Annotated in this window: 26 protein-coding genes and 1 riboswitch; of the genes, 17 read left to right on the top strand and 9 right to left on the bottom strand. The window is 62.8% G+C overall.

Annotated elements, in window-relative coordinates:
• Positions 1-156 precede the first annotated feature (156 nt).
• Positions 157-1,641, bottom strand: a complete 1,485-nt coding sequence (locus AB4Z15_RS13260) for an RNB domain-containing ribonuclease (RefSeq protein WP_442017645.1) — start codon at positions 1,639-1,641, stop codon at positions 157-159.
• Between the two features lie 41 nt (positions 1,642-1,682).
• On the opposite strand from AB4Z15_RS13260, the gene AB4Z15_RS13265 reads away from it, so the two are divergent.
• The gene (locus tag AB4Z15_RS13265) at positions 1,683-2,351 is read left to right on the top strand and encodes a ferritin-like fold-containing protein (RefSeq protein WP_442017646.1); all 669 of its coding nucleotides are present in this window, start codon (positions 1,683-1,685) and stop codon (positions 2,349-2,351) included.
• Positions 2,352-2,396: 45 nt separating this feature from the next.
• Here the strand turns inward: AB4Z15_RS13265 and thiE are convergent, their stop codons facing one another.
• Entirely contained in the window at positions 2,397-3,080 is a 684-nt protein-coding gene (gene thiE, locus AB4Z15_RS13270; protein ID WP_442017647.1) for a thiamine phosphate synthase, read from the bottom strand.
• Between the two features lie 27 nt (positions 3,081-3,107).
• A riboswitch (TPP riboswitch) is annotated at positions 3,108-3,225 on the top strand.
• On the opposite strand from thiE, the gene thiO reads away from it, so the two are divergent.
• From thiO to AB4Z15_RS13290, 4 genes are all read left to right on the top strand, one after another.
• Positions 3,218-4,465, top strand: a complete 1,248-nt coding sequence (gene thiO, locus AB4Z15_RS13275; RefSeq protein ID WP_442017648.1) for a glycine oxidase ThiO — start codon at positions 3,218-3,220, stop codon at positions 4,463-4,465. (Overlaps the previous riboswitch by 8 nt.)
• Positions 4,462-4,698, top strand: a complete 237-nt coding sequence (gene thiS / locus AB4Z15_RS13280; protein ID WP_442017649.1) for a sulfur carrier protein ThiS — start codon at positions 4,462-4,464, stop codon at positions 4,696-4,698. Before thiO ends, thiS begins: the two co-directional genes overlap by 4 nt.
• Before the next feature lie 4 nt (positions 4,699-4,702).
• Complete coding sequence (locus AB4Z15_RS13285) at positions 4,703-5,500, top strand: thiazole synthase (protein ID WP_442003710.1); 798 nt, start codon at positions 4,703-4,705, stop codon at positions 5,498-5,500.
• A 31-nt stretch (positions 5,501-5,531) separates the two neighbouring features.
• Positions 5,532-5,876 carry a 4a-hydroxytetrahydrobiopterin dehydratase gene (locus AB4Z15_RS13290; RefSeq protein ID WP_442003711.1) on the top strand — a complete coding sequence of 115 codons (345 nt, stop codon included), beginning with the start codon at positions 5,532-5,534 and terminating at the stop codon, positions 5,874-5,876.
• 85 nt (positions 5,877-5,961) lie between these two features.
• On the opposite strand, the gene AB4Z15_RS13295 is transcribed toward AB4Z15_RS13290, so the two are convergent.
• Genes AB4Z15_RS13295 through AB4Z15_RS13305 form a run of 3 tightly spaced genes read right to left on the bottom strand, consistent with a single transcriptional unit; the run spans position 5,962 to position 7,309 of the window.
• Entirely contained in the window at positions 5,962-6,264 is a 303-nt protein-coding gene (locus tag AB4Z15_RS13295) for a hypothetical protein (protein WP_442003712.1), read from the bottom strand.
• A gap of 35 nt (positions 6,265-6,299) precedes the next feature.
• Positions 6,300-6,524, bottom strand: coding sequence for a DUF3107 domain-containing protein (locus tag AB4Z15_RS13300; protein ID WP_216924096.1), 225 nt, complete (start codon positions 6,522-6,524; stop codon positions 6,300-6,302).
• 50 nt (positions 6,525-6,574) lie between these two features.
• Positions 6,575-7,309 (bottom strand): TetR/AcrR family transcriptional regulator, encoded by a 735-nt coding sequence (locus AB4Z15_RS13305; RefSeq protein WP_223946458.1) that lies wholly within the window; start codon positions 7,307-7,309, stop codon positions 6,575-6,577.
• 6 nt (positions 7,310-7,315) lie between these two features.
• On the opposite strand from AB4Z15_RS13305, the gene moeB reads away from it, so the two are divergent.
• Both moeB and AB4Z15_RS13315 read left to right on the top strand, forming a co-directional pair.
• Entirely contained in the window at positions 7,316-8,515 is a 1,200-nt protein-coding gene (moeB, locus tag AB4Z15_RS13310; RefSeq protein WP_442017650.1) for a molybdopterin-synthase adenylyltransferase MoeB, read from the top strand.
• Positions 8,516-8,554: 39 nt separating this feature from the next.
• Entirely contained in the window at positions 8,555-9,544 is a 990-nt protein-coding gene (locus tag AB4Z15_RS13315; RefSeq protein WP_442017651.1) for an SDR family NAD(P)-dependent oxidoreductase, read from the top strand.
• 88 nt (positions 9,545-9,632) lie between these two features.
• Here the strand turns inward: AB4Z15_RS13315 and AB4Z15_RS13320 are convergent, their stop codons facing one another.
• Positions 9,633-10,952, bottom strand: a complete 1,320-nt coding sequence (locus AB4Z15_RS13320; RefSeq protein WP_442017652.1) for a glutamyl-tRNA reductase — start codon at positions 10,950-10,952, stop codon at positions 9,633-9,635.
• 159 nt (positions 10,953-11,111) lie between these two features.
• On the opposite strand from AB4Z15_RS13320, the gene hemE reads away from it, so the two are divergent.
• The 10 genes from hemE to AB4Z15_RS13370 all read left to right on the top strand — a co-directional run bounded on the left by hemE (position 11,112) and on the right by AB4Z15_RS13370 (position 22,544).
• Positions 11,112-12,239 (top strand): uroporphyrinogen decarboxylase, encoded by a 1,128-nt coding sequence (hemE, locus tag AB4Z15_RS13325; protein ID WP_442017653.1) that lies wholly within the window; start codon positions 11,112-11,114, stop codon positions 12,237-12,239.
• 59 nt (positions 12,240-12,298) lie between these two features.
• Positions 12,299-13,738: a protoporphyrinogen oxidase gene (hemG, locus tag AB4Z15_RS13330; protein WP_442017717.1), complete on the top strand. Its 1,440-nt coding sequence runs from the start codon at positions 12,299-12,301 to the stop codon at positions 13,736-13,738.
• Positions 13,739-13,810: 72 nt separating this feature from the next.
• Positions 13,811-14,512, top strand: a complete 702-nt coding sequence (gene hemQ, locus AB4Z15_RS13335) for a hydrogen peroxide-dependent heme synthase (RefSeq protein WP_216924089.1) — start codon at positions 13,811-13,813, stop codon at positions 14,510-14,512.
• The gene (locus AB4Z15_RS13340) at positions 14,509-15,732 is read left to right on the top strand and encodes a ferrochelatase (RefSeq protein WP_442017654.1); all 1,224 of its coding nucleotides are present in this window, start codon (positions 14,509-14,511) and stop codon (positions 15,730-15,732) included. Before hemQ ends, AB4Z15_RS13340 begins: the two co-directional genes overlap by 4 nt.
• Positions 15,729-16,715, top strand: coding sequence for a hydroxymethylbilane synthase (gene hemC / locus AB4Z15_RS13345; RefSeq protein WP_442017655.1), 987 nt, complete (start codon positions 15,729-15,731; stop codon positions 16,713-16,715). Before AB4Z15_RS13340 ends, hemC begins: the two co-directional genes overlap by 4 nt.
• A gap of 1 nt (position 16,716) precedes the next feature.
• Positions 16,717-17,625, top strand: coding sequence for a uroporphyrinogen-III synthase (locus tag AB4Z15_RS13350; RefSeq protein ID WP_442017656.1), 909 nt, complete (start codon positions 16,717-16,719; stop codon positions 17,623-17,625).
• Positions 17,622-18,602 (top strand): porphobilinogen synthase, encoded by a 981-nt coding sequence (gene hemB / locus AB4Z15_RS13355; RefSeq protein WP_442003721.1) that lies wholly within the window; start codon positions 17,622-17,624, stop codon positions 18,600-18,602. The genes AB4Z15_RS13350 and hemB overlap by 4 nt, the downstream gene beginning before the upstream one ends.
• Positions 18,602-19,747 carry an LLM class flavin-dependent oxidoreductase gene (locus tag AB4Z15_RS13360; protein WP_442017657.1) on the top strand — a complete coding sequence of 382 codons (1,146 nt, stop codon included), beginning with the start codon at positions 18,602-18,604 and terminating at the stop codon, positions 19,745-19,747. The genes hemB and AB4Z15_RS13360 overlap by 1 nt, the downstream gene beginning before the upstream one ends.
• Before the next feature lie 54 nt (positions 19,748-19,801).
• The gene (gene hemL, locus AB4Z15_RS13365; RefSeq protein ID WP_442017658.1) at positions 19,802-21,121 is read left to right on the top strand and encodes a glutamate-1-semialdehyde 2,1-aminomutase; all 1,320 of its coding nucleotides are present in this window, start codon (positions 19,802-19,804) and stop codon (positions 21,119-21,121) included.
• Between the two features lie 433 nt (positions 21,122-21,554).
• Positions 21,555-22,544 carry a glycoside hydrolase family 3 N-terminal domain-containing protein gene (locus AB4Z15_RS13370; RefSeq protein WP_442017659.1) on the top strand — a complete coding sequence of 330 codons (990 nt, stop codon included), beginning with the start codon at positions 21,555-21,557 and terminating at the stop codon, positions 22,542-22,544.
• A 142-nt stretch (positions 22,545-22,686) separates the two neighbouring features.
• Here AB4Z15_RS13370 and AB4Z15_RS13375 read toward each other — a convergent pair whose 3' ends face one another.
• Genes AB4Z15_RS13375 through AB4Z15_RS13385 form a run of 3 tightly spaced genes read right to left on the bottom strand, consistent with a single transcriptional unit; the run spans position 22,687 to position 25,148 of the window.
• The gene (locus AB4Z15_RS13375) at positions 22,687-23,424 is read right to left on the bottom strand and encodes an amino acid ABC transporter ATP-binding protein (RefSeq protein ID WP_442017660.1); all 738 of its coding nucleotides are present in this window, start codon (positions 23,422-23,424) and stop codon (positions 22,687-22,689) included.
• Positions 23,421-24,185, bottom strand: coding sequence for an amino acid ABC transporter permease (locus tag AB4Z15_RS13380; RefSeq protein WP_442017661.1), 765 nt, complete (start codon positions 24,183-24,185; stop codon positions 23,421-23,423). Before AB4Z15_RS13380 ends, AB4Z15_RS13375 begins: the two co-directional genes overlap by 4 nt.
• Before the next feature lie 12 nt (positions 24,186-24,197).
• Positions 24,198-25,148 carry an ABC transporter substrate-binding protein gene (locus AB4Z15_RS13385; protein ID WP_442017662.1) on the bottom strand — a complete coding sequence of 317 codons (951 nt, stop codon included), beginning with the start codon at positions 25,146-25,148 and terminating at the stop codon, positions 24,198-24,200.
• Between the last annotated feature and the right edge of the window lie 153 nt (positions 25,149-25,301).

Here is a 25,301-nt window from a genome sequence, read left to right on the forward strand (position 1 = left end):
GGTGACCAGCGGGCACATCTCAAGATCGCGTAGGGGCGGGCTTGTTGAGTTCAAAAATTAACTGAATCAACGACCGGGCATCCATTACTACAGGGTCAGTCTATCCTCTGGGAGCCCTAAAGCCCGGATCGGCGGTAGTTCGCGTGCTGCGGGGCTTCAGGGGAGCAGGGTAAAACGGATCTCGCGGCTGGCGATATCGGCCTTCAGGAGTTGCACCCGGACCTTGGTGCCTGACTCCAGTTCGCCGTCGCACCGGGCTGTCACGGCGGGTTCAGCGATCTGGATGATGCCGAAGGGCCCATTGCCGTTTCCGTTTCCCCTTCCATTGCCATTGGTGGTCCCATTGGACGGCTTGGAACCGGAGATGACCACTGCATCGAACTCCTCGCCGATGTGGTTCGCGACGAGTGCAGCTTCGACGGTGTCCATGGCCAGACGCTCAAGCCGCCCGGCCAGTTGGTCGGATGACGCCATGACCTCAGGCAGGGATGGAAGTGCTTCCCGCGCCCACGCGGGGATCTGGTGGCCGTTGCTGAGGGCCTCGCAGATCACCAGGACAAAGCGGTCGATGAGTCGGCGCAAAGGTGCAGTGGTGTGGGCATAGGGTGCGCCGATGGCTGACTGGATGACGTTTGGGGGAAGCTCACCATCGAAAGGCGTGTACCCTGCGCCGCGGAAGAGCGTGCCTGCCGAGTGCAGGATGGCAAGCTGTTTGGGATCCGAAGCATCAAGTGTCCGAAGGTACTCACCGTAGGTAACCTCGCCGTCCCACGGTTTCCCCAGAGCCTTGGTCTGGCGTTTGAAATGGAGCAGGGACCGTTCGTCTGGTGCCGGCATGGTGCGCAGGATGCCCACTTTTCCATCGAGCATCAGTTGGGCCGCTGCCATTCCGGTCATGAGGGATATCTGCGCGTTCCAGTCCTCCACAGGCAGGGAAGGCGCGGCCACAATCCTGTAGCCCCCGCCGCCGGTCGCCTGGACGATTTCCTGCTCGGGCATGTTCAGATTGGCGCCACCGCGCAGCCGTTCCAGTTCCACCCGCTTCAGGCCAACCTCCTTGAGGAGCTTCAGGACCGGTGGGGCTGTGCCGGCATCGATCTGTTCCTGGGCACCCTTGTAACTGAGCTTGGCGCGGCTGCGGACAGTGCCACGGGCCACCGACGTAGTGGACACCTCCGCATTGTGGTCGAGTTCGAAGTCCCACACGAAGGCGCTGCAGTCCTGACCAGCCAACAGGCTTCCGGCGTTCTCGCTGATCACTTCCGGGTGCAGGGGGATCCTCCCGTCAGGAGCGTAGAACGTTTGTCCCCGTTGCCGCGTCTCTGCATCGAGCGCCCCGCCGGGAGCAACAAAGGATGGCACGTCGGCGATTGCGTAGAGGACTTTGTAACCGTCACCGGCCCGTTCAATGAATACCGCCTGGTCCAGATCGGTGGACGTTGCTGGATCGATGGTCACGAACGGAATGTCCCTGAGGTCACGCTCTGGCAGCGTGTGGTTTTCTACTGCTTTCCGGGCTTCCGCCACGGCTTCGGCCGGATACTCGCCTGGGAGCTCCAGTTCGGTCCGAAGGGCTGCAAATGCCTCTGCGAGCTGGTCCGACGAGTCGTCGACGTTGGGCGAAATCCGATGATGTGACACGAAAATCAGGTTAGCCCGAAATCGCTGGATAGTCTTGAACCATGAGCACTTCCTTGGACGATAATGCTCGCGTCCAGCGCCTCTCTTCGGAGCTGCTGGGAGCCATGGCGTACGGCGAGCTCTCGGCGTTTGGCCGGCTGTCTTTCGACTCCCGGTACGCTCCCACCCTGCACGACAGGGCAGTGTTGGCAAAGATTGCCGTTGGGGCTTACGGAAACTTTGCCTTGATCAGCAGCCGGCTCTCGGAGATGGGACTCGATGCCGAAGAGGCCATGCTTCCGTTCCAGCGCTCGTTTGACCACTTCCATGAGCGAACAAAGCCGGCGGACTGGTTTGAATCAGTCATGAAGGCCTATGTGATCGACACCGTGTCATCGGACTTTTACCGCATGGTCGCTTCGTACCTCGACGGCGGAACGCAACTCTTTGTCCAGAAGGTGGCCTCCGCCGACCAAGCCACGGAAGTATTACGCGTCCTCCTGCGCAGGGCCCTGGCTGATGATCCTCGCCTGGCATCGCGACTGGCTTTGTGGGGCCGCCGCCTCGTCGGTGAAGCGCTGACCCAGGCCCAACGCGTGGGCATGGAACATCCTCACTTGGGACCGCTGCTCAAGGGCGGCGGGGATGCCCGCACTGCAGTCAAGGTCCTTACCGCTGAACTTGCCGAGCGGCATGGTCGACGGATGTCCGGGCTCGGGCTCACGGCTTAAGAGACTTTCGCATATCCTCGGCTGCCGCCAGGGCGCCGGCGGTGATTATCCGGCGTCGAGCGCTTCCAGCAGAGTCTTTGCCGCCGCCGTCGGATCCTCCGCCTCAGTAATGGCCCGCACCACGACGATCCGGCTCGCTCCCGCAGCCACCACCTGTTCAATGTTGGTGAGGTCGATGCCGCCAATCGCGAACCAGGGGAGGAGGACGCCACCTACGGTCTCCGCATCCGCGCGCTTTACGGCTTCTGCGGCATATGTGACCAGATCCAGCCCGACTGCTTCACGGCCGGGCTTTGTGGGCGTTGCCCACACCGGACCAACACAGAAATAATCCAGTCCGCTCCTGCCAGGGGAGGCGGCTATCGCGGCGTCAACCTGTTCCGGCGTATGGGTGGAAAGGCCGATCACGGTGCGGTCGTGGAGGAGATGCCTTGCCGCGGGCAGGGGGATGTCCTTTTGCCCGATATGGAACACCGGAGCCCCGGAAATACTGGCAACATCGGCGCGGTCATTGACGGCCCACAGCCGTCCGTGCCGTTGGGCAACGTTGTGCAGAACCTCCAGTACCTCAAGCTCCTCAGCGGCCTCGAGCGTCTTGTCGCGAAGCTGGATGATGTCAACGCCGCCCTCAAACGCGGCGTCGACGAAGTCTTCGAAATCGCCTTGGCGTTTGCGGGCATCAGTGCATAAGTAAAGGCGGGCAGTGGTGTGGACATCATGCTGGGTCATGGAAACCAGAGTAGTTCCTCTAAACTGGGCACGTACTGCGGGAGCCGTGACAGCGTCATATGACCGTCCGGCTGAGAGGGCTTCAGCGCCGACCGCTTGACCTGATCCGGCTAGTACCGGCGTAGGGAAGGAAACACATGGCAGAATCCGGCCAAACCCCCTTGCAGGCAGACGTTGCAGTGATTGGTGGCGGCATCGTTGGCCTTGGCATCGCCCACGAAGCGCGCCGCCAGGGCCGCTCGGTGGTCCTCATTGATCCCACCCCCGCGGCCGGTGCGACGTTTGCTGCCGCGGGGATGCTGGCTCCGGTCAGCGAACTCCACTACCAGGAGGAACACCTCCTGGAACTCATGCTGGAATCCTCCCAACTGTGGCCCGCTTTCATCCGGAGCGTCCATGGCGGCGAATCAGCCACCGGATACCGCACGACGCCGACAATCGCCGTTGGTGCCGACGCCGCCGACCGCCGCGCCCTCGCAGACCTCCGCACAGTCCAGCAGGCCGCGGGCCTGCACGTGGAGCCATTGTCATTGCGGGAGGCGCGCCAACGTGAGCCTTTGCTGAGTCCACAGATTTCCTGTGCCTTCGACATACCGGCCGATCACCAAGTGGACCCGCGGCGGCTTGCACGATGCCTCATGGAAGGGTTGGCAGCCCACGGACCAGGTGACGCAACGTGGGTTTCCGGAGCGGAGGACGGTTTCGCCCTGCCGTTCCACGCATCCCGTTTGCTCTGGGATGGGGACCGCGTCTCCGGGGTTGAACTGGCTTCTGGCGCAGTCGAGGCCTCGGAAACTGTGATCGCCTGCGGGCTGGACGCGGCAAGGATCGGTAATCTCCCCGAGGGTCTCAGTCTTCCTCTGCGGCCCGTTTACGGTGACATCCTCAGGCTGCGCGTTCCCCACCACCTCCAGCCCCTCCTCACATCCACCATCCGGGGCATGGTCCGCGGGGTGCCGGTCTACATCGTGCCCCGGGATGATGGCACGGTGGTGATTGGAGCCACCCAGCGCGAGGACGGCCTATCCGCCTCCACCAATGCAGTCTCCGCCGGAGGCGTCTACCAACTCCTGCGGGACGCTCAAGTCCTGGTGCCTGCCGTGGCGGAGTTGGAACTGCTGGAAGCGACAGCCCGCGCACGGCCCGGCACTCCGGACAACGCACCATTACTGGGACGCGTTGCCGGGCGCGCGGGCACCATCGACGGTCTCGTAATCGCAACCGGGTTCTTCCGCCATGGCGTCCTGTTGACGCCTGTGGCCGCCAAAATCGTAGGCGGGCTAATCAGCGCCTCAGCCGATCCCCGATGGTCCAACTTCACCCCTGATCGATTTACGGCAACGCCGGATGACCGCCTCCAACCAGCAACCAAGGACACACCATGAACATCAAACTCAATGGCTCCGTTCATGCCGTGGCGGATGACGCATCCGTCAGCACGCTCGTCAGCGCCATCACAGGCCGCATCCTGGACCACCGCGGACAGGCGGCCGACGGCGGCAAGCTGGGTGTCGCCGTCGCACGCAATTCCGAGGTAGTGCCGCGCAGCCAGTGGGCCGCGACTGCGCTCGCCGATGGAGACGAACTCGAACTCGTAACCGCAGTCCAGGGAGGCTGAAAAAATGACAGTAGCAAAATCTGACATCCGCACAGATGCTTTGGTGATCGACGGCGTCGAATTCGGCTCCCGCCTGATCATGGGTACCGGTGGTGCACCGAGTCTTGACGGGTTGGGAGCAGCCCTTCTGGCTTCAGGAACGGAACTGACCACTGTGGCAATGCGCAGGTACTCACCGGCCGAGACAGGCTCACTGTTTCAACTCCTGCTGGATCACAACATTCGGGTCCTGCCCAACACCGCTGGCTGTTTTACTGCCAAAGACGCAGTGATGACCGCGGAGCTCGCCCGGGAGGCGCTGGAGACAGACTGGGTGAAGCTGGAAGTCATCGCCGATGAGCACACACTTCTTCCGGATGCGGTGGAACTCGTGGAGGCCACCGAACAGCTGGTGAACCGCGGCTTCAAGGTCTTCGCGTACACCAATGATGACCCTGTCCTGGCGCTGCGCCTGGAAAACCTGGGTGCCGCAGCAGTCATGCCCCTCGGCTCGCCTATTGGTACAGGGCTGGGCATCCTGAACCCGCACAACATCGAACTGATAGTGTCCCGGGCCTCTGTCCCGGTAGTGCTCGACGCCGGCATTGGAACCGCGTCCGATGCCGCGCTCGCCATGGAACTGGGATGCGATGCTGTCCTGCTGGCAACAGCCGTGACCCGTGCGCAGAACCCCGTGCAGATGGGTGAAGCCTTCAAACACGCAGTGATCGCCGGTAGGCTGGCCAAGCAGGCTGGCCGAATCCCGCGCCGGGAGCACGCCCTCGCGTCATCGGCCATGGAAGGCCGGGCAGAGTTCCTCTAAATGCAGAGTTCCTCTCAATGAAGGAGCAGTGGTGGCTGACAGGAAAGAGCCATTGACCCAGATCGCCGTGGAGACCGCCCTCAAGGGCCTTCCGGACTGGAAGCTCCAGGACGGCCTCGTGACGGTATTCAAAACCTCGACGGCGGCCGACGCCCTGGCGCTTATCGCCGCCATTGGCCGGATCGCCGAGGAACAGAACCACCACCCGGATCTTGACTGGCGTTACAACAGGGTGTTCTTGCGCTACGTTTCCCATGACGCAGGCGGCCAGGTGACCCAACGCGACATCGCGGCAGCCGCTGCCGTGAGCGAGGCCGCGGCCGCGTCCGGTGCCTTGGCGCAGCCGGATCGCTACCCGGGAGTTTCAACGGGATAGAAGAGGTTAAACGGTGCTGGCCATCACCCACGGGGTGGTGGCCAGCGTCGTTTAAAACTGAACAGTGCCTTAGAGTCTCAGTGCCCTAGAGCCTCAGGGCTTTGGTGAGGGCGGCGGTGTCATGCTGGGTGCGCGTGCGGCCAAGAAAGAGCACAACGGCAATCGCGATAACCGTCCCCAACACGATAGGGAGGATCCAGGGGATCCAGGTCAGCCCGGGCTGGTAACCAAAGCCGGCCATGATGAAAGCTATCCAGCTCAGCACGCCGACGGTTGTCGAAACGCCCGCCGGCAATGCAATGCCGTACTTGCCGTGTCGCTTGTCATTTGCCCACACGATGAATCCTGTAGCGATGGTGGCAAGAACCACCACAACGAGTGAAAGCATGGAGACTCCTTAGCGGCAGCTGTAACCGGGAACCGCTAGAGTGCGCCGAAACCGACGCGGCGGACTTCCTCAGCACCAATTTCAACGTATCCCAACACGCTGCCGGGAACGATGATCTGGCGGCCTTTCTCGTCGGTGAGCCGAAGATCCGAACCCTTGGAGATGGCCTCTCCGACAATCTTGGCTACAGCATCAGCATCGAGTGCGGATTCGAGCACGATTTCACGGCCAACATTCTGAATGCCGATCTTTACTTCCACAGCAAGGCCTCCAAGCCAATCAAGTTTTAAGTCAGTCCTCTATTTGTAGCCTAGGACTCTTTGGGGAATCGACTGATTCCGCGCCAAGCTAAACGATAGATCAGATCGCTGGCTACATCGAGGTCGAGGTTTCCATCGGTTTCGAGCCAGTAGCGGGCGCTGACCTGCGCCATTCCTGCAAGTCCCCGGCCCAGGAGCTGCGCCTCCAGAGGGGGCAACTTGGTGTCCTCGGCGATGACATGGGCCACTGCGTCCGCGAACGTTTTGTTGAAGGTCTCCAAGCGCGAGCTGACATCGGGGTCATTAATGAGGTCAGACTCGAAAACCAGCCGGTGGGCTTGGTCGTCGTCGGCAATGAACCTGTAGTAGGCCCGCATAACTGCCTTCACACGCTCTTTGTTGTCCGTGGTTGAGTTCAGCGCATTGAGCATCAAATCGGTCAGGGCAGCCAGGTGGCTGTCCAGCAGCGCCATGTACAGCTCGCGCTTGGAAGGGAAGTGTTGATACAGGACCGGCTTGCTCACATGCGCTGTCTCGGCGATTTCGTCCATGGCGGCACCATGGAAGCCGTTGGACACGAAAACTTCCAAGGCGGCGTTAAGCAACTGTGCGCGGCGCTCGTCCCGGGGCAACCTTGCTGAACGCGTCGAACCAGTCCGTTCTTGCTTCGCTGGTGCTCCATCGTTTGCCCGTGTGCCGTCAGCCACAGTCTGCCGCCTTTCCTTTGCAGTTATGACCACTGTACCGGTGGGTAATATGACCGGGCGGCATCGGCAGGCATACATTGGGGTATGGCCTCAATTCTTGCTGCCCACCCCGCGCCCGCTGTCCTGCCGCCCCTCGTTGAACCGGCCGCCGCACTAACGCCGGCCGAGGTGGAACGGTACTCCCGGCATCTCATCATTCCGGAAATCGGCGCTCTGGGCCAACGCAGGCTTAAGAATGCGAAAGTTCTTGTCATCGGTGCCGGCGGGCTGGGATCTCCAGCGTTGCTGTATCTCGCCGCGGCGGGTGTAGGAACCCTGGGAATAGTTGACGACGACGACGTAGACCTCAGCAACCTGCAGCGGCAGGTCATCCACGGGGTCAAGGACGTGGGCACCCCCAAAATCGAATCTGCGCGGAAGGCCATTGCGGAGCTTAACCCTCTGGTGGATGTTGTCCTGCACAACGTCCGCCTTGACTCCTCGAATGCCTTGGAGCTGTTCGCCGATTACGATCTCATCCTGGACGGCGCTGACAACTTTGCCACCCGTTACCTGGTAAACGACGCCGCCGCGATTTTGGGCAAGCCGTACGTTTGGGGCTCCATCTTCCGCTTCGATGGCCAGGTCAGCGTCTTCTGGGCCGAGCACGGCCCCAGCTACCGGGATCTCTACCCGGAAGCCCCGCCCGCCGGCTCGGTACCCTCATGCGGTGAGGGTGGAGTCTTCGGTATGTTGTGTGCCGCCGTTGGATCCCTCATGGTGACGGAGGCAGTGAAGCTGATTACCGGCGTCGGGCGTTCCTTGCTTGGCCGTGTGGCGCTGTTCGATGCCCTTGGCGGCAGCTGGCGCGAAATCAAGGTGTCCAAGGACCCTGAAGCGGAGCCCATCACCGAACTCGTGGATTATGAAGCATTCTGTGGGGTGACTCCGGCTGCTGCCAGTGACCTGGAGCACACCGTCACCGCGAAGGACCTTGCCCGGATGTTGGCAGAGCGGGAAGCTGGTGAACGCGACTTTGAATTGGTGGACGTCCGCGAGTCCGGCGAGCACAGCATCGTGAACATCGATGGCTCGGTCCTCATCCCGCAGGGCAGGATTCTTTCAGGCGAGGCCTGGGTCGAGTTGCCGCAGGACAAAGACATCGTGTTCCACTGCAAGGCCGGCACGCGCTCTGCTGCCGTCCTGGAGGCCGCGCAGAAGGCAGGCTACACCCGCGTCAGCCATCTCGACGGCGGCATCCTCGCCTGGGTCCGCGACGTCGAGCCCGAAAAGCCCGTCTACTAGTCGTTGCCCGTTCCCAGACTTCTCTGGGAAGCTCAGGCAATGAGCGAACATTGGACAGAGACAGAGCAGCATCCCATCGGCTCCGGATTTGGGCACGGATCCACTGCCAAGGAGGTCATTGACGGGATCAACCTGCAGGGCAAGACGGCAATCGTAACGGGAGGCTATTCCGGGTTGGGATTGGAGACCGTGCGTGCCCTGGTCTCGGCCGGGGCTGACGTAACGGTACCTGCCAGGCGGCTTGAGCACGCCCGCTCCGTCCTCGCGGACGCAGGCCTCTCCGGGGCCGTCCACGTGGAGCACATGGACCTCGCCGATCAGGACAGCGTCAAGGATTTTGCCGCCCGCTACCTGGCCGGCCACGAAAAGCTGGACATCCTGATCAACAACGCTGCCATCATGGCCAGTCCTGAACAACGTGTCGGGCCAGGCTGGGAAGCCCAGTTCGCCACGAACCACTTGGGGCACTACACATTGGTCAACACCTTGTGGCCGGCGTTGGAGGCATCAGGGAATGCGCGCGTTGTCTCATTGTCATCGACCGGGCACAAGATCTCACCGGTCCGGTTCGAGGACTTCAATTTCAGCACCGGTTATGACAAGTGGCAGGCCTACGGGCAGGCAAAGACAGCCAACGCCCTCTTTGCGGTGGAACTCGACCGCCTGGGCCGTGAATCCGGTGTACGGGCGTTCGCCGTCCATCCAGGCGGGATCATGACCGAGTTGCAGCGGCACCTCCCCAAGGAGGAAATGGTGGCCGCAGGCTGGATGAACGCCGAGGGCAAGGTGCGCGAAGGTTTCAAGACGCCGGAGCAAGGGGCAGCTACGTCAGTTTGGGCGGCGACGTCCCCGGCTTTGGCCGGCATGGGCGGTGTCTACTGCGAGGACTGTGACATTGCCAATCCGACCGACAAGGCGTCTCCGCTGTCGCGCTACCAGGGAGTCGACGCCCACGCGGTGGACAAAGCCGACGCAAGGAAGCTGTGGGCGTTGTCGGCAGAGCTGACCGGGATCAACGCGTTCGGCTAATCGGATCTCGTTAGCCGGATCTCGTTTTCCGGATGCGCTAAGAAAGCATCGCTGGAGTCCCGGCCGCTTCGGGCTGGGGGCTGGGACGTCAGGCGCTTTCGGAGCGGAGTTGCTCGTGGTCCACGGGGCATTCTGCAGCAGCGGGAGACTGGGGCTGCTCCACTTGGATGCCGTACAGGGCTTCCAAGGCGGCTACATAGTCGTCTTGTTGTCCGTTGGCTGCCAGCTCGCGGGCGCGCACGGTCGGAATGTGCAGGAGCTGCTTGACCATCCGGCGGAGCGCAAACTCCACCTCTTCGGCAGCGGCGGTGCAACCGTGGCGGGCGCGGACCTTTTCCATTTCCGCGTCAAGTACGTTCATGGTGTGGCGGCGCAAGGCCACGATCGCGGAGTCGACGGAGCGGGATTCGCGCTCCGCTTCGAACGCCGTTGCCGCGCCGTTGACGATCTTGCTGGCGTGGGACAGCGATTCTGCCTGCTCCTGAGGTGCAGCGAGACGTACGGACTCAAGCGTGAGGAGTTCCACGCCGTCGAGCTCGCCCACAGCAGGATCGAAGTCATGGGTGAGCGCGAGATCAATCGCGATGAGTGGTTTACCGGAATTCGCCCTGACGCGGGCCAGATCCTCAGCTTCAACGCGCGTGTCCGAACCGCTGCATCCGATCATGACGTCGGCTGCGGCAACCGCCGCCGGAAGGCTATCGGCGTCGAGCGCTGTGCCGCCGCGGGTGGCGACGAAACCCTCGGCGCGGCCGGAGGAAGAGTAGACGGAAATGTCGGTGCATCCGCGTTCACGGAGCAGGGACATGGTGGCCCCGGCATAAGCGCCGGTTCCGAAGACAACTACCTTCTTGGCAGACCAATCGTCACTGTCAGAGAGGTCCGTTGCCAGATCCAAGGCCACCGAGACGATGGAAAGGCCGCGGGAGCCGAGGGCCGTCTGGGCGCCTACGTCTTTTGCGGTCTTGGATGCAGCCTGGAAGAGGCGGACGAGTCCGGAACTCGCAGTGCCTTCCTGCTGCGCGGTGATCAGGGCCCGGCGGACCTGGCCGGCTATTTCGCGTTCGCCCACCACTGCGGAGTCCAAGCCGGCGCTTACAGCGAAGAGGTGCCGGGTGACGTCAGGTCCCGTGTGCGTGCTGAAGGAGCGGGACACAAGTTGCTCGTTGAGGCCGCTCAATTCGCTGATCTGGGAGACAAGGGCCGAACGAGCGGCTTCGAGGCCTGCTCCGTTGGCTGTTTCGCCGTAGATCTCGTAGCGATTGCAGGTTGCCAGGACTACGGCGCCCGAGACCAACGGGGATCCGGAGAGGGCCGAAGAGGCAAGCTCAGAGGAACCGTTGCTCAGCTGAGCAACGGTTTCGAGGTCGATGTCGGCGTGTGTAGCCACCAATGAGAAAAGAACCACAGCACCCCAATCATAGCTTTTTCGCAGGCCGGTAGAACAATGCGGCGCAGTGGGAATTCACACGCGGTTCCGTGATCCCCGCCACCCCACCGGTTGGAGGGGTGGGACGTGACAGCCTGTCGTTATCTTTTGGCCGGGATTTTCGGCACAATCAAAGGCATGACTTCTAGCGCGGCAGCATCCAATAGTACGGCCACCAACGCCCCTGCAGGCGAACCTGCCGGCAAACTTGGCGCGGATCACCCGTTGATGGACGGCCGTACGTCGGACTCCCCGCTCATCACCGCCTACCGGGGCGGCAAGCCGTCCCGCAGGCCTGTATGGTTCATGCGCCAAGCTGGCAGGTCCCTGCCGGAATACCTGAAGGTCCGTGAGGGCGTTGCCATGCTGGACTCCTGCCTGCGCCCCGAACTGGCCGCGGAAATCACCCTGCAGCCGGTTCGCCGCCATGACGTGGATGCCGCGATTTTCTTCTCCGACATCGTTATCCCGCTGAAGCTCGCAGGCGTTGGCGTGGACATCGTTCCGGGCGTCGGTCCGGTCCTGGACAAGCCGATCCGAACGGCAGCCGATGTGGCTGCCCTCCCCAAGCTGACCTGGGAAGCACTCGAGCCCATCCGCGAAGCCGTTCGCCTGACAGTGGCGGAGCTGGGCAAGACTCCCCTCATCGGGTTCGCCGGCGCGCCGTTCACGCTCGCCGCCTACATGGTGGAGGGGAAACCTTCGCGGGACCACCTCGGCCCCCGGACCATGATGCACGCGGACCCCGAAACCTGGACAGCCCTCGCCAACTGGGCAGCGGATGCTTCCGGAATGTTCCTTCGGGCGCAGCTCGAGGCCGGAGCGTCCGCTGGACAGCTCTTTGACTCCTGGGCGGGGTCCTTGGGCCTGGCTGATTACGCCAAGTACGTGGCTCCTGCATCGGCCCGGGCGCTGGATCACGTGCGTGGACTGGGTGCTCCGCTGGTGCACTTCGGTACCGGCACGTCCGAGCTCCTTGTCGCTATGCGCGACGTCGGTGTGGACGTTGTGGGGGTGGACTACAGGCTGTCACTTGATGAGGCCAACCGCCGTCTGGGTGGCACGGTTCCGCTCCAGGGCAACATCGACCCCGCCCTCCTCCCGGCCCCGTGGGAGGTCCTGGAAGCGCATGTCCGCGAAGTGATCGCGGCGGGCTCGCAGGCTCCAGGCCACGTCGTGAACCTGGGCCATGGCGTGCCCCCGGAGACGGACCCGGCTGTCCTGACGCGGGTTGTGGAGCTCATCCACTCGATCCCGGCAGAGTAGGACGCATGCGCGGGGAACACGCCCACGGCAAAGCGAAGGAAGCCGCCACTAAACCATCAATGCCTGCGCCTGCCGCTGTAGTGGTCGGTGGCGGCATATCCGGCCTTCTTGCTGCGAGGGAACTGGCCTTGGCGGGAACCGCGGTGACCATCCTTGAGGCGAGCGAAGCCTGGGGTGGTTGCGTGGGAAGCCACGTGGTAGCCGGCCTGTCATTGGACAGCGGGGCCGAGTCCTTTGCCACGCGGTCTTCAGCTGTCGCCGATCTGGCGCGCGAGCTCGGACTGGAGGGCAAGATCGTTTCCCCGCACCCGGGCGGCGCCTGGGTGCAGTTGCCGGATGGACCGCAAGAGCTGCCCAAGACTGGAATTCTTGGTATCCCCGCCAATCCTTGGGACCCCGAGGTCAGGCGTTCCCTGGGCCTCGCCGGCGCCCTGCGTGCATCCCTGGATCGCTGGCTGCCCACATCTTTTGGCGCATCATCGGAGGTCTCCAGCGTGTCCTCACTGGTGCGCGCCCGTATGGGGAAGAAGGTCCTGGAGCGGCTGGTTGCTCCGGTGGTGGGTGGTGTTCACTCCGCCGATCCAGGCCTCTTGGACGTCGATATGGTGGCTCCGGGCCTCCGCGCCGGCATGAAGAAGCATGGGTCCCTGGCTGCGGCTGTCGCTGCCCAGCGCAAAGCAGCCCCCGGGTCCGGTTCCGGATCCGCGAAAGCAGGTTCCGCCGTCGCGGGTTTGAAGGGTGGCATGAACACACTGGTCGCCGCGCTGGTTAACGACCTGCGTCGCCGGGGCGTGGACATGGTGAGTGGAAAGAGGGCTGATGTCGTTTCGAAATCGGGCAATGGTTGGCGGGTCAGCGCCGGCGAAACCACGTACGACGCCGGCCGGCTGGTAGTAGCGCTGGATGGTCCGGCTGCCGTGGGGCTCCTGGAAGGGGCCATGCCGGAACTGTCCGGCCTACGCCCTGCTCCGGGCCCCTTGGTGAGCTTGGTGACGATGGTTGTTGACCTCCCCGAGCTGGACGGGCGGCCACGTGGGACGGGGATCCTCGTGGCCCCTCAGACGCCGGGAATCCGGGCGAAGGCCCTGACACATGCCACTGCCAAATGGGACTGGCTGGCAGAAGAAGCCGGGCCGGGCACGCACGTCCTGCGCCTTTCCTACGGCCGCCGTGAGGATGCCGATGGGGGAGCGCCGGATGTTGTCATGGACGATGAACAGTTGCTGTCCGCAGCGCTTGATGATGCTTCCGCATTGTTGACGGTGCCCGTTACGCGCGCGGACATTGTGGATTGGGATGTGGTGCGCTGGGCAGGCGCCTTGCCGTTTGCCGCCGTCGGTCATAAACAGCGCGTAGAGCAGGTCCGGAAGGTGTGCGCCGCAGCCGATGGCCTGACGGTGGTTGGTGGCTGGTTGGCAGGTAATGGCCTTGCCGCAGTAGTGTCGGATACCCGCTCGCAGCTTGCCCAAGGCATCGGCGATATTCGCCCAATTTCGTGATTTGTGTCACTTCTACGCCTTGTAGAAGTGATCCGTTTCGACTTAGTGGCTGGCACGGGGCAAACTTGAACCATGAGCCACACTTCTGCCGAATCTGTCACTAAAACTGCTGGAACCGAAGAGCAGTTCTTTACGCTCTGGACCGTCTTCAAGCGCTCGGCCGACGTCCTGCGCAGCGGCGATGCTGCCCAGGAATTCGAAGCCCTTGAAGGGAAGCTCGCCGAAGAAGGCGTGACCCTGCGGGGCAGTTACGATGTTTCCGCCATGCGCTCGGACGCCGACATCATGGTGTGGCTCCACGGATCCAAGCCGGAAGACCTTCAGTCCGCCGTCCGTTCCATTCGCCGCAGCAAGCTCTTTGCCGGCACAGAGATCGTCTGGTCCGCCATGGGCGTGCACCGGGAAGCCGAGTTTGCCAAGAGCCACGTCCCGGCCTACGCGCGGGGCGTCGAGCCCAGCACCTGGCTGTGCGTTTATCCGTTCGTCCGCTCCTACGAGTGGTACCTGCTCCCAGCGGAAGAGCGCGGAAAAATGCTGCGTGACCATGGAATGCTGGGTCGGGAGTTCCCGCAGGTCATCTCCAACACCGTTTCCTCGTTCGCGCTGGGTGACTGGGAGTGGATCCTTGGACTGGAGGCACCTGAACTCGTTGACCTCGTTGACCTCATGCGCCACCTGCGTGCAACCGACGCCCGTAACCATGTCCGCGAAGAAATCCCGTTCTACACAGGCCGCCGGGTGACTGCTGCCGAGATTGCAGAGGTCCTCGCATGAGTGGCCTTGCCGTCTCCGCGGCCCCCAACGAGGTCACCGAGCGTGGCCGCCAGGAAGCAAAGCAGTACGACGCCGTGCTCCTTGCATCCTTTGGTGGTCCTGAAGGCCAGGAAGATGTCATTCCCTTCCTTCGCAACGTCACCCGTGGCCGTGGCATCCCGGATGAGCGCCTTGAAGAGGTCTCACACCACTACCGCGCGTTTGGGGGCATCAGCCCCATCAACCAGCAGAACCGTGAACTGAAGGCCGCGATCGAGGTCGAGTTGGCCAAGCGCGGCATTGAGCTTCCGGTCCTGTGGGGTAACCGTAACTGGGATCCGTACATCGCTCCGGTACTGCAGGACGCCTACGACGCCGGCCACCGCCGCATCCTGATGCTCACCACCAGCATCTACTCGTGCTACTCCAGCTGCCGCCAGTACCGTGAAGACATTGGGATCGCCCTGACGGAAACAGGGCTGGACGGCAAGCTCGAGGTGGACAAGATCCGCCAGTACTTCGACCACCCGGGCGTTGTGCAGCCTTTCCTTGAAGGTACCGCCGCCGGCCTCGAAGAAATCCGTGGCAAGCTGACTGCCGCCGGCGAATCCGACCCCGATTCAAAAATCCGAGTCCTGTTTGCCACCCACTCCATCCCCACGCGTGATGCCGAAGCAGCCGGCAGGTCTGAGGACGAGCCGCGCGAGTTCGCAGAAGGATCTGCCTACGCGGCACAGCACCTGGCAAACGCCCAGGCCATCATGGATGCCGTTGCCCCGAGCGTGGCCTGGGACCTCGTGTACCAATCCCGCTCCGGCGCGCCGCACATTCCTTGGCTGGAACCGGACATCAACGATCACCTCGAAGAAATCGCGCCCCAAGGCGTGCGCGGCGTCGTGATCGTTCCCCTCGGCTTCGTCAGCGACCATATGGAGGTTGCCTGGGACCTGGACACCGAAGCCCTGGAGACCTGTAGGAACCTGGAGATCGAAGCCACCCGCGTCCCCACCCCGGGAACGCATGCTGCCTTTGTTTCCGGGCTGGTTGACCTGATCTGTGAACGCACGGTGGAGAACAACATCGCCGATCGCCCCCACGTTACGGACCTTGGTCCTTGGTACGACGTCTGCCGCCCCAATTGTTGCGAAAACTTCCGGGGAGCAAAGCCGGTTATTGCCGAGGTTGGCTCCACCATCGGTGTCGGACATGAGGATTACACCTCCTCGGAGGTCACCAAGTGACCATTCGCATTGGCACCCGGGCCAGCAAGCTCGCGCTGACCCAGACCCAACAGACCGCCGATCAGCTGGCAACTGTTGGTGGATTCCCGGTGGAGCTGGTGCATATCAAGACCGAGGGCGATGTCAGGACCGGCTCGCTGTCACAGATGGGCGGCACGGGTGTCTTCGTGGCGGCCCTGCGCGACGCCTTGCTTGCTGAAACCTGCGATGTCGCTGTTCATTCTTTGAAGGACCTGCCCACGGGGGCTGCAGTTGGATTGAGCATCGCCGCTACCCCCAAGCGCGTGGATGTCAGGGATGTCCTGTGTGCCCGGGATGGCCTTACCCTTGCCGAATTGCCCGGTGGCGCCAAGGTTGGCACGGGCTCACCCCGGCGTGCGGCGCAGCTAAGGGCGGCCCGGCCTGACATCGAGGTGCTGGATATCCGTGGAAACGTGGACACGCGCCTGGGACGCGTCCCCGGGCTTCCCGGCAACGTCACCGACCAAGTTGTTCCCGGCAAGTCCTGCGACCTGGACGCTGTAGTGCTCGCTGCTGCTGGGCTGGAACGGATGGACCGGCTGGACACCGTGAGCGAGTTCTTCGAGACGGATGTCATGCTGCCTGCCCCGGGTCAGGGTGCGCTGGCCATCGAATGCCGCACGGCGGACGCCCCGCAGGTGGAAGGCTCCAATGGTGTTCTCGCCCAGGCTCTCGCTGCCTTGAACGACGACGACACCCGACTTGCTGTGACAGCTGAACGTGCCGTCCTCGCCCGGCTCGAAGCTGGCTGTGCCGCGCCGGTAGGCGCTTACGCCTTCAGGAAGGGCAGCATACTGCACCTTGAAGCCGTTGTCTGCGCCGTTGACGGCACCAAGACCGTGCGCGAGAAGAAAGCCACGGATGGCCTGACCGAAGTGGGGGCAACGTTGCTCGGCATTGAAGTTGCGGAGCTTCTGCTCGCTGCTGGTGCCGCGGAGATCGCGGATCTTGCAGCGTCCTGATGTGACTCAAGCATCGGCCTTGGCAGGTCGGCGGGTCCTGATTACCAGGAGCGCCGACCGTGCCCGGCCGCTTGCATCGCTTCTGCACACGCTTGGAGCGGAGCCGCTGGTGCTTCCCCTCATCGATTTCGAGCGGGCTGAGGACCAGGCTTCCCTCGACGTCGCCCTGGACCAGCTCTCCGCCGGATATTTTGACTGGATGGTGATCAGCAGCATCACCACCGTGCGTGTCCTGCTCGAAAAGGCTGCCGAGCGTGGCACGCCCCCCGCAAGCCTCGTGCCGTCAGGGACGCGCGTGGCCACGATCGGTCCATCCTCCCGGGGGATCCTGGAAGCTATCGGCCTGACCGTCTCACTGGCACCCACTGACCTTCAATCTGCCGAAGGCCTCGTCGCCCTCTGGGAGCAGGCTCCTGGACGCGTTCTTCTCCCGCAAGCCGATATTGCGGGCCCCGGCCTGCGTGACGGATTGGCGGCCAAGGGCGCAGACGTAACGTCCGTGACCGCCTATCACACGGTGGACTACCCGGCCCGGACGGGACTGCGCCTCGAAGCCGAACTGCCCGCCGGCGTCGTGCATTCCGGCCGTTCTGCATCCGGCCGTTCTGCCTCCGGCAGTGCTGGTTCCCCGACCGGACAGCCGCAGGAGATTACTCCCTCGGAAGCCCGCGCGGCCATTGACGCCGGGATGCTGGACGCCGTCGTGGCTGCTTCCCCGAGTGCCGCCCGGCGGATTGCGGAGACCCTCCTGCCGTTGGGCAGTTGCCGATTCATAGCCATTGGGCGTCCGACGGCGGCAGAGGCCACCCAGCTCGGCATCACCGTGGCAGCCACGGCCAAAGAACCTACCCCGGACGGCATGGCGGCCGCCTTGGAAACAGTATTCGCCAACGAAGGGAACCCCAGATGAGCTTTCCGAACCACCGTCCCCGCCGCTTGCGGACAACCCCGGCAATGCGCAGGCTCACGGCAGAAACACGCCTGGCCCCCGCAGACCTCATACTTCCGGCCTTCATCCGTGAGGGCCTCAGCGAGCCCAGCCCGATCAGCTCGATGCCCGGCGTCGTCCAGCACACCACCGACACTCTCAAGCGCGCAGCCGCGGAAGCCGTGGAACTTGGCGTGGGCGGCATCATGCTGTTCGGCGTGCCGGAGGTTCGGGATGCGCGGGGCACCGCATCCCTGGATCCGGAAGGTGTCTTGAACAAGGCCATCCGCGACGTCAAGGCCGAAGTGGGCGATGACCTCGTCATCATGGGCGATGTCTGCCTGGACGAATTCACTGACCACGGACACTGCGGCGTTCTGGATGCCGATGGATATGTGGACAACGACGCCACCCTGGAGATCTATGGCCAGATGGCCGTTGCCCAGGCTGAGGCGGGCGCCCACGTGCTTGGACCTTCAGGCATGATGGACGGGCAAATCGCCGTCATCCGTCAGGCGTTGGAGGATTCCGGCCACAAGAACACCGTTGTCCTGGCCTATGCCGCCAAGTACGCCTCAGCTTTCTATGGTCCGTTCCGTGAAGCGGTGGACTCCCAACTGAAGGGTGACCGCCGAACGTACCAAATGGACGCAGCCAATCGTCGCGAAGCCATTCTCGAAGTGGAACTGGACCTTGAAGAAGGCGCCGACATGGTCATGGTCAAGCCGGCCATGAGTTACCTCGATATCCTCGCGGATATTGCGGCTATGAGCCCGGTGCCGGTCTCGGCCTACCAAATCTCCGGGGAGTACGCCATGATCGAAGCGGCCGCTGCCAACGGCTGGATCGATCGGCGGGGCGCCATCACGGAGTCGGTACTGGGCATCAAGAGGGCCGGAGCCGATACCGTCCTGACCTACTGGGCCTCCGAACTGGCAGGCTGGCTGAAGGAGTCCTGATGACCGCCGTGCCTTCCGAATCGGGACTTCCGTCCGCATCCGCATCCGCATCCGCGTCCGCGTCCGCATCCAGGGCTGACTCCGACCCCACCGCACCCGTGGGTGCAAGCGAAATCCTGCTCGGCCTGAACACCTTCGGGGACGCGGGCCTCGATGCCGACGGTAATCCGAAGGAGCACGCCCAGGTCCTGCGGGAGCTGCTTGAGGAAGCAAAGCTGGCTGACGCCCTGGGCATTCATGCTTTTGGCGTGGGAGAGCATCACCGCCGCGATTTTGCTGTATCGGCTCCCGAGGTCTTCCTCGCGGCAGCTGCCGCAGTGACATCCCGGATCCGGCTGGGATCGGCCGTGACGGTACTTAGTTCGGATGATCCGATCCGGGTTTTCCAACGTTTCGCCACTGTTGATGCAATCTCCAACGGCCGGGCCGAGGTCATGTTGGGCAGGGGTTCATTTATTGAGTCCTTCCCATTGTTCGGACTGGACCTTGCGGACTACGACGTCCTGTTCGAAGAAAAGCTTGAGCTGTTTGACAAAGTACGGGCCCAGAAGCCGGTCCATTGGGAAGGGCGGACGCGCCCCAACGTGAACGGACTCCAGGTTTACCCGCGTTTGCAGCACCATTTGCTGCCGGCATGGATAGGCGTGGGTGGGACACCTGAATCCGTGTTGCGGTGCGCGGAATATGGCTACCCGATTATCTTCGCGATCATCGGGGGAGAGCCCCGCCGTTTCGCTCCCCTCGTAAATCTTTACCGCGACGCGTTGGCCAAATACGGTCACCCCATGCGACAAATCGCAACCCACTCACCCGGCTTCATTGCAGACACTGACCAGGATGCCCGGGAGGAACTCTTTCCGCATTGGCTGGAGCAGCGCAACAGAATCGGGGCCGAGCGCGGCTGGGGTCCGGGAAACCGGGGGGAATTCGACGCAATGTGCGGCCCGGAGGGCGCTCTCTACGTGGGTTCTCCCGAGACTGTGGCCCAAAAAATTGTCCTGCTCAAACGCAACCTCGGCGTGGACCGCTTCGACCTCAAATACAGCAACGGCACCCTGCCGCACGGATCCATGATGCGCTGCATTGAGTTGTACGGCACCGAAGTGGCCCCACGCGTCGCTGAGCTGTTGGCGGACGCCTCATAGCTGCGCTCCTGAATCGCCGAAAGACGTTTCTGAATGACTGAAAGAATAGGAACCATGACTTCAAACACCCCTGTGTCCGACCAGCTTTTCGATCGAGCCCAGTCGCTCATGCCCGGCGGAGTGAACTCGCCCGTGCGTGCCTTCGGTTCCGTTGGCGGCACTCCGAAATTCATGGTTTCGGCCAAGGGCGCCTACCTCACTGACGCTGATGGCAAGGAATACGTGGATCTTGTCTGCTCGTGGGGCCCGGCCCTGCTCGGCCACGCCCACCCTGCCGTGCTCGACGCCGTGCACGCTGCTGTGGACCGCGGCCTGTCCTTCGGAGCGTCCACCCCGGATGAGGCCAACCTCGCCGAGATCGTGAAGGAGCGCGTGTCCGCCGTCGAACGCCTGCGCATGGTGTCCACGGGCACCGAGGCCACGATGACGGCGGTTCGCCTCGCCCGTGGTTTTACCGGCCGCAACCTGATCATCAAGTTTGCCGGCTGCTACCACGGCCACCTGGACGGCCTGCTGGCAGCAGCAGGTTCCGGCCTCGCGACGTTGGCCCTCCCCGGCTCGGCTGGCGTCACGGCCGCCACCGCCGCTGAGACACTTGTTTTGCCTTACAACGACCTCGCAGCTGTTGAAGCTGCCTTCGTCAAGCACGGCAACAACATCGCGGCCGTGATCACCGAAGCTGCCCCGGCAAACATGGGTGTCGTCACCCCGGCCGAGGGCTTCAACGCCGGGCTGTCCCGCATCACCACGGAACACGGGGCGCTGCTCATCCTCGACGAAGTCCTCACCGGTTTCCGCACCGGTTACGCCGGCTACTGGGGACTCACGGGCCGCCAGGAAGGATGGGCGCCGGACCTGCTGACCTTCGGCAAGGTCATTGGCGGCGGAATGCCGACGGCGGCCCTCGGCGGACGTGCCGACGTCATGGATTACCTCGCACCCGTGGGTCCGGTGTACCAGGCAGGCACGCTCTCAGGAAACCCTGTGGCTATGGCTGCCGGTGTCGCAACGCTTACCCATGCCACGCCTGACGTTTACGCCTATGTGGACGCCCGTTCGCTGGAGCTGTCCGCTGCTCTTTCCTCGGCACTTGATGCCGAGGGTGTGGACCACTCCATCCAGCGTGCAGGCAACCTGTTCTCGGTTGCCTTCGGTACCTCGGTCAGCGGTGTGCACAACTACGACGACGCCCAGGGCCAGCAAGCCTACCGCTACGCACCCTTCTTCCACTCGATGCTGGACTCCGGCGTCTACTTGCCGCCATCAGTCTTCGAAGCATGGTTCCTGTCCTCGGCGCATGACGACGCTGCCATGAACAGGATCGTTGACGCACTCCCGGCTGCTGCCAAGGCTGCAGCCGCCGCGATCGCCTAAGTCCGCGGTCGCCTAAGTTCGCGATCGCCCAAGGCAAGAACTTGCAGTGCCCCGGCCGGCTGTTCCAAGCAGGCTGGGGCACTGTCACTTCCCGGGGTAGGCTCGTAAGGGAAACCCAACCCCAACGAATTCACGGTTTACCATGCGCAAGATCCAGTCAATTGCATCCCTTGGAGTGAGGGCCGCGGCGGCCGGAATCCTGGTCACAATGGTGCCTGGTTGCTCAAATGGAAATGAAACCGCGAGCCCAACGACTTCGCCCGTTTCACCATCTGCAACTACCCCTTCGCCCACGAGGACCCCTGTTCCGTCCAAGTCCGCTTCCGGGGCTTCAACCGAACCCACGGACTCCCGGCCACCTTCGGCAGCACCTACCCCTGAAGCACTGTCCACGGCGCAACAACAGCTTGCCAAGTTAAGTCTCGAACAACGCGTGGGGCAGCTCTTCATGGTTGCCGCGAAGGCGACGGGTGCTGAGCCAGGCACCATGGAAGCACTCACCAAATACCACGCAGGCAACGTCTACTTGAGTGGTCGCAGCAAGGCCGGGGCTGCTGCCACAGCTGCCGTCGTGGCCTCCCTTACCAGGACAGTTTCCGCCGAAACTACCGGTGGGCTGCCTCTCTTCGTGGCCACAGACCAGGAAGGTGGATACGTCCAGGTCCTGGCTGGTCCGGGTTTCTCCACCATCCCTGCCGCGTTGGTGCAAGCCGGAGCTGGTCCCGCGAAGCTGCGGGCAGACGCCAGCGTTTGGGGAAAGGAACTGCTTAGCGCTGGCGTCAACGTCAATCTGGCTCCGGTCCTTGATACTGTGACGAGCCCTGAATTCGCGCCCTCCAATGCACCGATCGGACAATTCCAACGCGAGTACGGATATGTGCCGGGGCAAGTGTCCAACCTCGGAAACGCTGTTGCCCAAGGTATGAAGGACGCGGGGGTGGCACCGGTCGTGAAGCACTTTCCAGGCCTCGGCAGGGTAATTCCAAACACCGATGTCAGCCAGAACGTCAGGGACACTGAAACCACGCGGAATGATCCCGCCTTGGAGCCATTTCGCACAGCCATTACGAACGGCGTGCAATGGGTCATGGTGTCCAATGCCTACTACGACCAAATCGACCCCGCCAACATTGCGCCGTTCTCGCCCGTGGTCATGGGGCAGATGCTTCGCGGGGACGCTGGCTTCAAGGGCATTATCCTCTCGGATGACGTCTGTAGTGCAGCGCAGTTGAAGCCGTGGACCACCGCGGACCGTGCCATCAACTTCTTCGCAGCGGGCGGCACGATGCTGGTTTGCGCGGACCCGGGAAGCATCCCGGCTATGTATGACGCCGTACTCCAGAAAGCACAGTCCGAGCCGGATTTCCGTACCAAGGTAGATGCTGCGGCCTTGACGGTGTTGTCGGTGAAACCAGGGAAGTAATGCTGGAAATAAGTCAAGGGCGCGGAGACTGGCCGGTGCTGACCGCAGCTGCGCTTAATGCAGGAAACCCGCCTCCATGACTTTTCACCACTGGGGCGACCGTCTGGAGGCGGGGTCTGCTGTTTGGCTGCCTTGCGGGGGACTAGAGGACGTCCGAGAGGAATCCTTGGAGCCGCTCTGTCCGGGGGCTGTTGAACAGCTGCTCCGGCGGACCTGATTCCACAACTACGCCGGCGTCCATGAACGTCACTACGTCTGAGACATTGCGGGAGAAGCCCATCTCATGGGTAACCACCACCATGGTCATGCCTCCCTGCGCGAGATCGGTCATCAGGGCAAGTACACCCTTGACGAGTTCCGGGTCCAGCGCGGAAGTGGCCTCATCAAAGAACATAACCTCGGGCTTCATGGCAAGCGCACGGGCAATGGCTACGCGCTGTTGCTGGCCACCCGAAAGGTTGGCAGGGCGGGCATCGGCCCTGTGCTTGAGGCCGACCAGGTCCAGTTGGGCCAAGGCCTCCTCACGTGCCTGTTCCTTTGACAGTCCACGAATCTTACGGAGCGCCAGAGAGATGTTCTCGGCCACCGTCTTGTGGGGGAAGAGGTTGAATTGTTGGAACACCATGCCGATGCGACGCCGGAGCTCGTCGGGATTGTCCTTGAGGACGGAACGGCCGTCCAACAGGATGTCGCCCTGGTCAGGTTCGATGAGTCGGTTCATCACGCGGAGCAGCGTTGACTTGCCGGAACCCGAGGGGCCGATGACCGAAGCCGTGGTGCCCTTCTCAACGTGCAGGTCGATTCCCCGCAGGACATGGTTGGTGCCGAACGACAAATGGATGTTTCTTGCCGTCAACGTGCCGGATGTAAATTCACTCATGCGTGGGCTCCCTTCCCGACGACCGCCGCGGCATCGTCCGGTTCTTTCTTTTCAGGCCTGCCTGAACGGAAGCGGGCATCAATCCAGTTCACGAAGTGCGTGAGCGGAATAGTGAGTACCAGGTAGAAGATCGCCGCAGCCACATAAGGCGAGAGGTTGCCGCTGGTCGCAGCCGCGTCCTTGCCTATCTGGAAGATCTCGCGCTCCGTGGCCAGCAGGCCCAAGAGGAAGACGAGGGAGGATTCCTTGATCAGGGCAATGAATTGGTTGACCAAGGCAGGAAGCACCCGTCGGATGCCTTGGGGAACCACTACCAAGCGCATGGAAGCGCTGTAGCCGAACCCCAAGGCACGGGACGCTTCGAGCTGTCCCTTGTCCACGCTTTGGATACCGGAGCGGAAGATCTCGCCGATGTATGCCCCGGACATCAAAGACAATGCTGCGATGGCCATCGGGTAGGGGCTCGTGGAACCAGTCAGTTCACGGATGATGGGGCCAAAGCCGAATCCGATGACCAGAATGGTCAGCACGGGCGGAAGTCCGCGGAGGACGTCCGTGTAGATGCGTGCAATCCACCGGGCCGCGGCGTTCCGGGAAATCCCCATCAGGGCCAGGGCCATGCCCAGCAGGGTCCCGATGATGCCCGAAATGACAGCGAGCACCAGGGTGTTCGGCAGGCCGACGGCAAACATCTTGGGAATGACTTCGCCCATCGCCTCCCAGTCAAGGAAGGTGTCAGCCAGTTGCTTGAGGATATCCATGGAACGCCCGGGTTACTTGGCTGGGATCTGGACGGCCTTGCTGCCCGGCTTCCAGCCCTGCGGAGTCTGCTCGGCCGCGGTGGGACGATCCTTGTACCACTCGGAGGTGAGCTTGGTCCATGTACCGTCAGCAATAACGGCGTCCAGGCCGGCGTTCAGGGCATCGAGGAGGGGCTGGTTGTCCTTGTTCACAGCGTAAGCCGTGAAGTTCTGCGTGTTGACAACCTTTTCGGCGATCTTGGTACCGTCGCCGTCCTTGACCTGGCCGGAAGCCTGCTGGGAGGGAGCCACCCAAGCGTCGATCTGACCGTTCTTCACGTTGCCATAAACGGTGTTGTAATCAGGGAAACGCACGGGCTCGAGCTTGAGCGTGTTGGTGACATAGTCATCCTGGACGGTGCCCTGGACGACGCCGATCCGGACGCCTTCCTTAAGGTCGGCGAAGCCGGTGACCTTGGCGTCGTTCTTGGTCACAACGGCCATGTAGCCAAAGTCGTAGCCGTTGGTAAAGCCGACGGTCTTGCGACGGGCGTCCGTGGTGGAGATCGAGGAGGATCCGACGTCGAACTGCTTGTTTGCTACCTGCGAGAGCAGGGCGGAGAAGTCAGTCGAGGCAAACTCCACCTTCAGGCCAAGCTTGTCGCCGATGGCGCGCAGGAGCTCGTTGTCATAACCGGTGAACTTGCCCGAAGGATCAATGAAGATGTTCGGCGGTGCATCAGACAGGGTACCAACACGCAGCGTGCCATCGGTGACGAGGCCCAGCTTGGACTTGTCGATCTTGTCCAGCGCTTTGACGTCCGCAGTGGTGTACTTGTCCAGGGTCTGCTGGTCGCTGCCGGCGAGGGCATCGGTGGGCGAGCCGCTGGGTTGGGAGGTTCCTCCGCCGCATGCTGCCAAGGAGATCGCCAGGGCCGCCGCTACGGGAGCAGCAGACAGCCACTTGAGGGCTTTGAATTTCATGAAGAAATCACTTTCGTCGGGTCACAGAGACGTTCGCGGTGGGCGGGGAACGTGGCAGCAAGTATGGGGATGGCTGCCCTAGCAGACTTCAACCCGCCAAACTTAATTATGTCACCAGCCCACGGAAGCGCTGTGAATCGAACAAGTGATTGC

The organism is Paenarthrobacter sp. 2TAF44 (assembly GCF_052114885.1).
Lineage (GTDB): Bacteria > Actinomycetota > Actinomycetes > Actinomycetales > Micrococcaceae > Arthrobacter.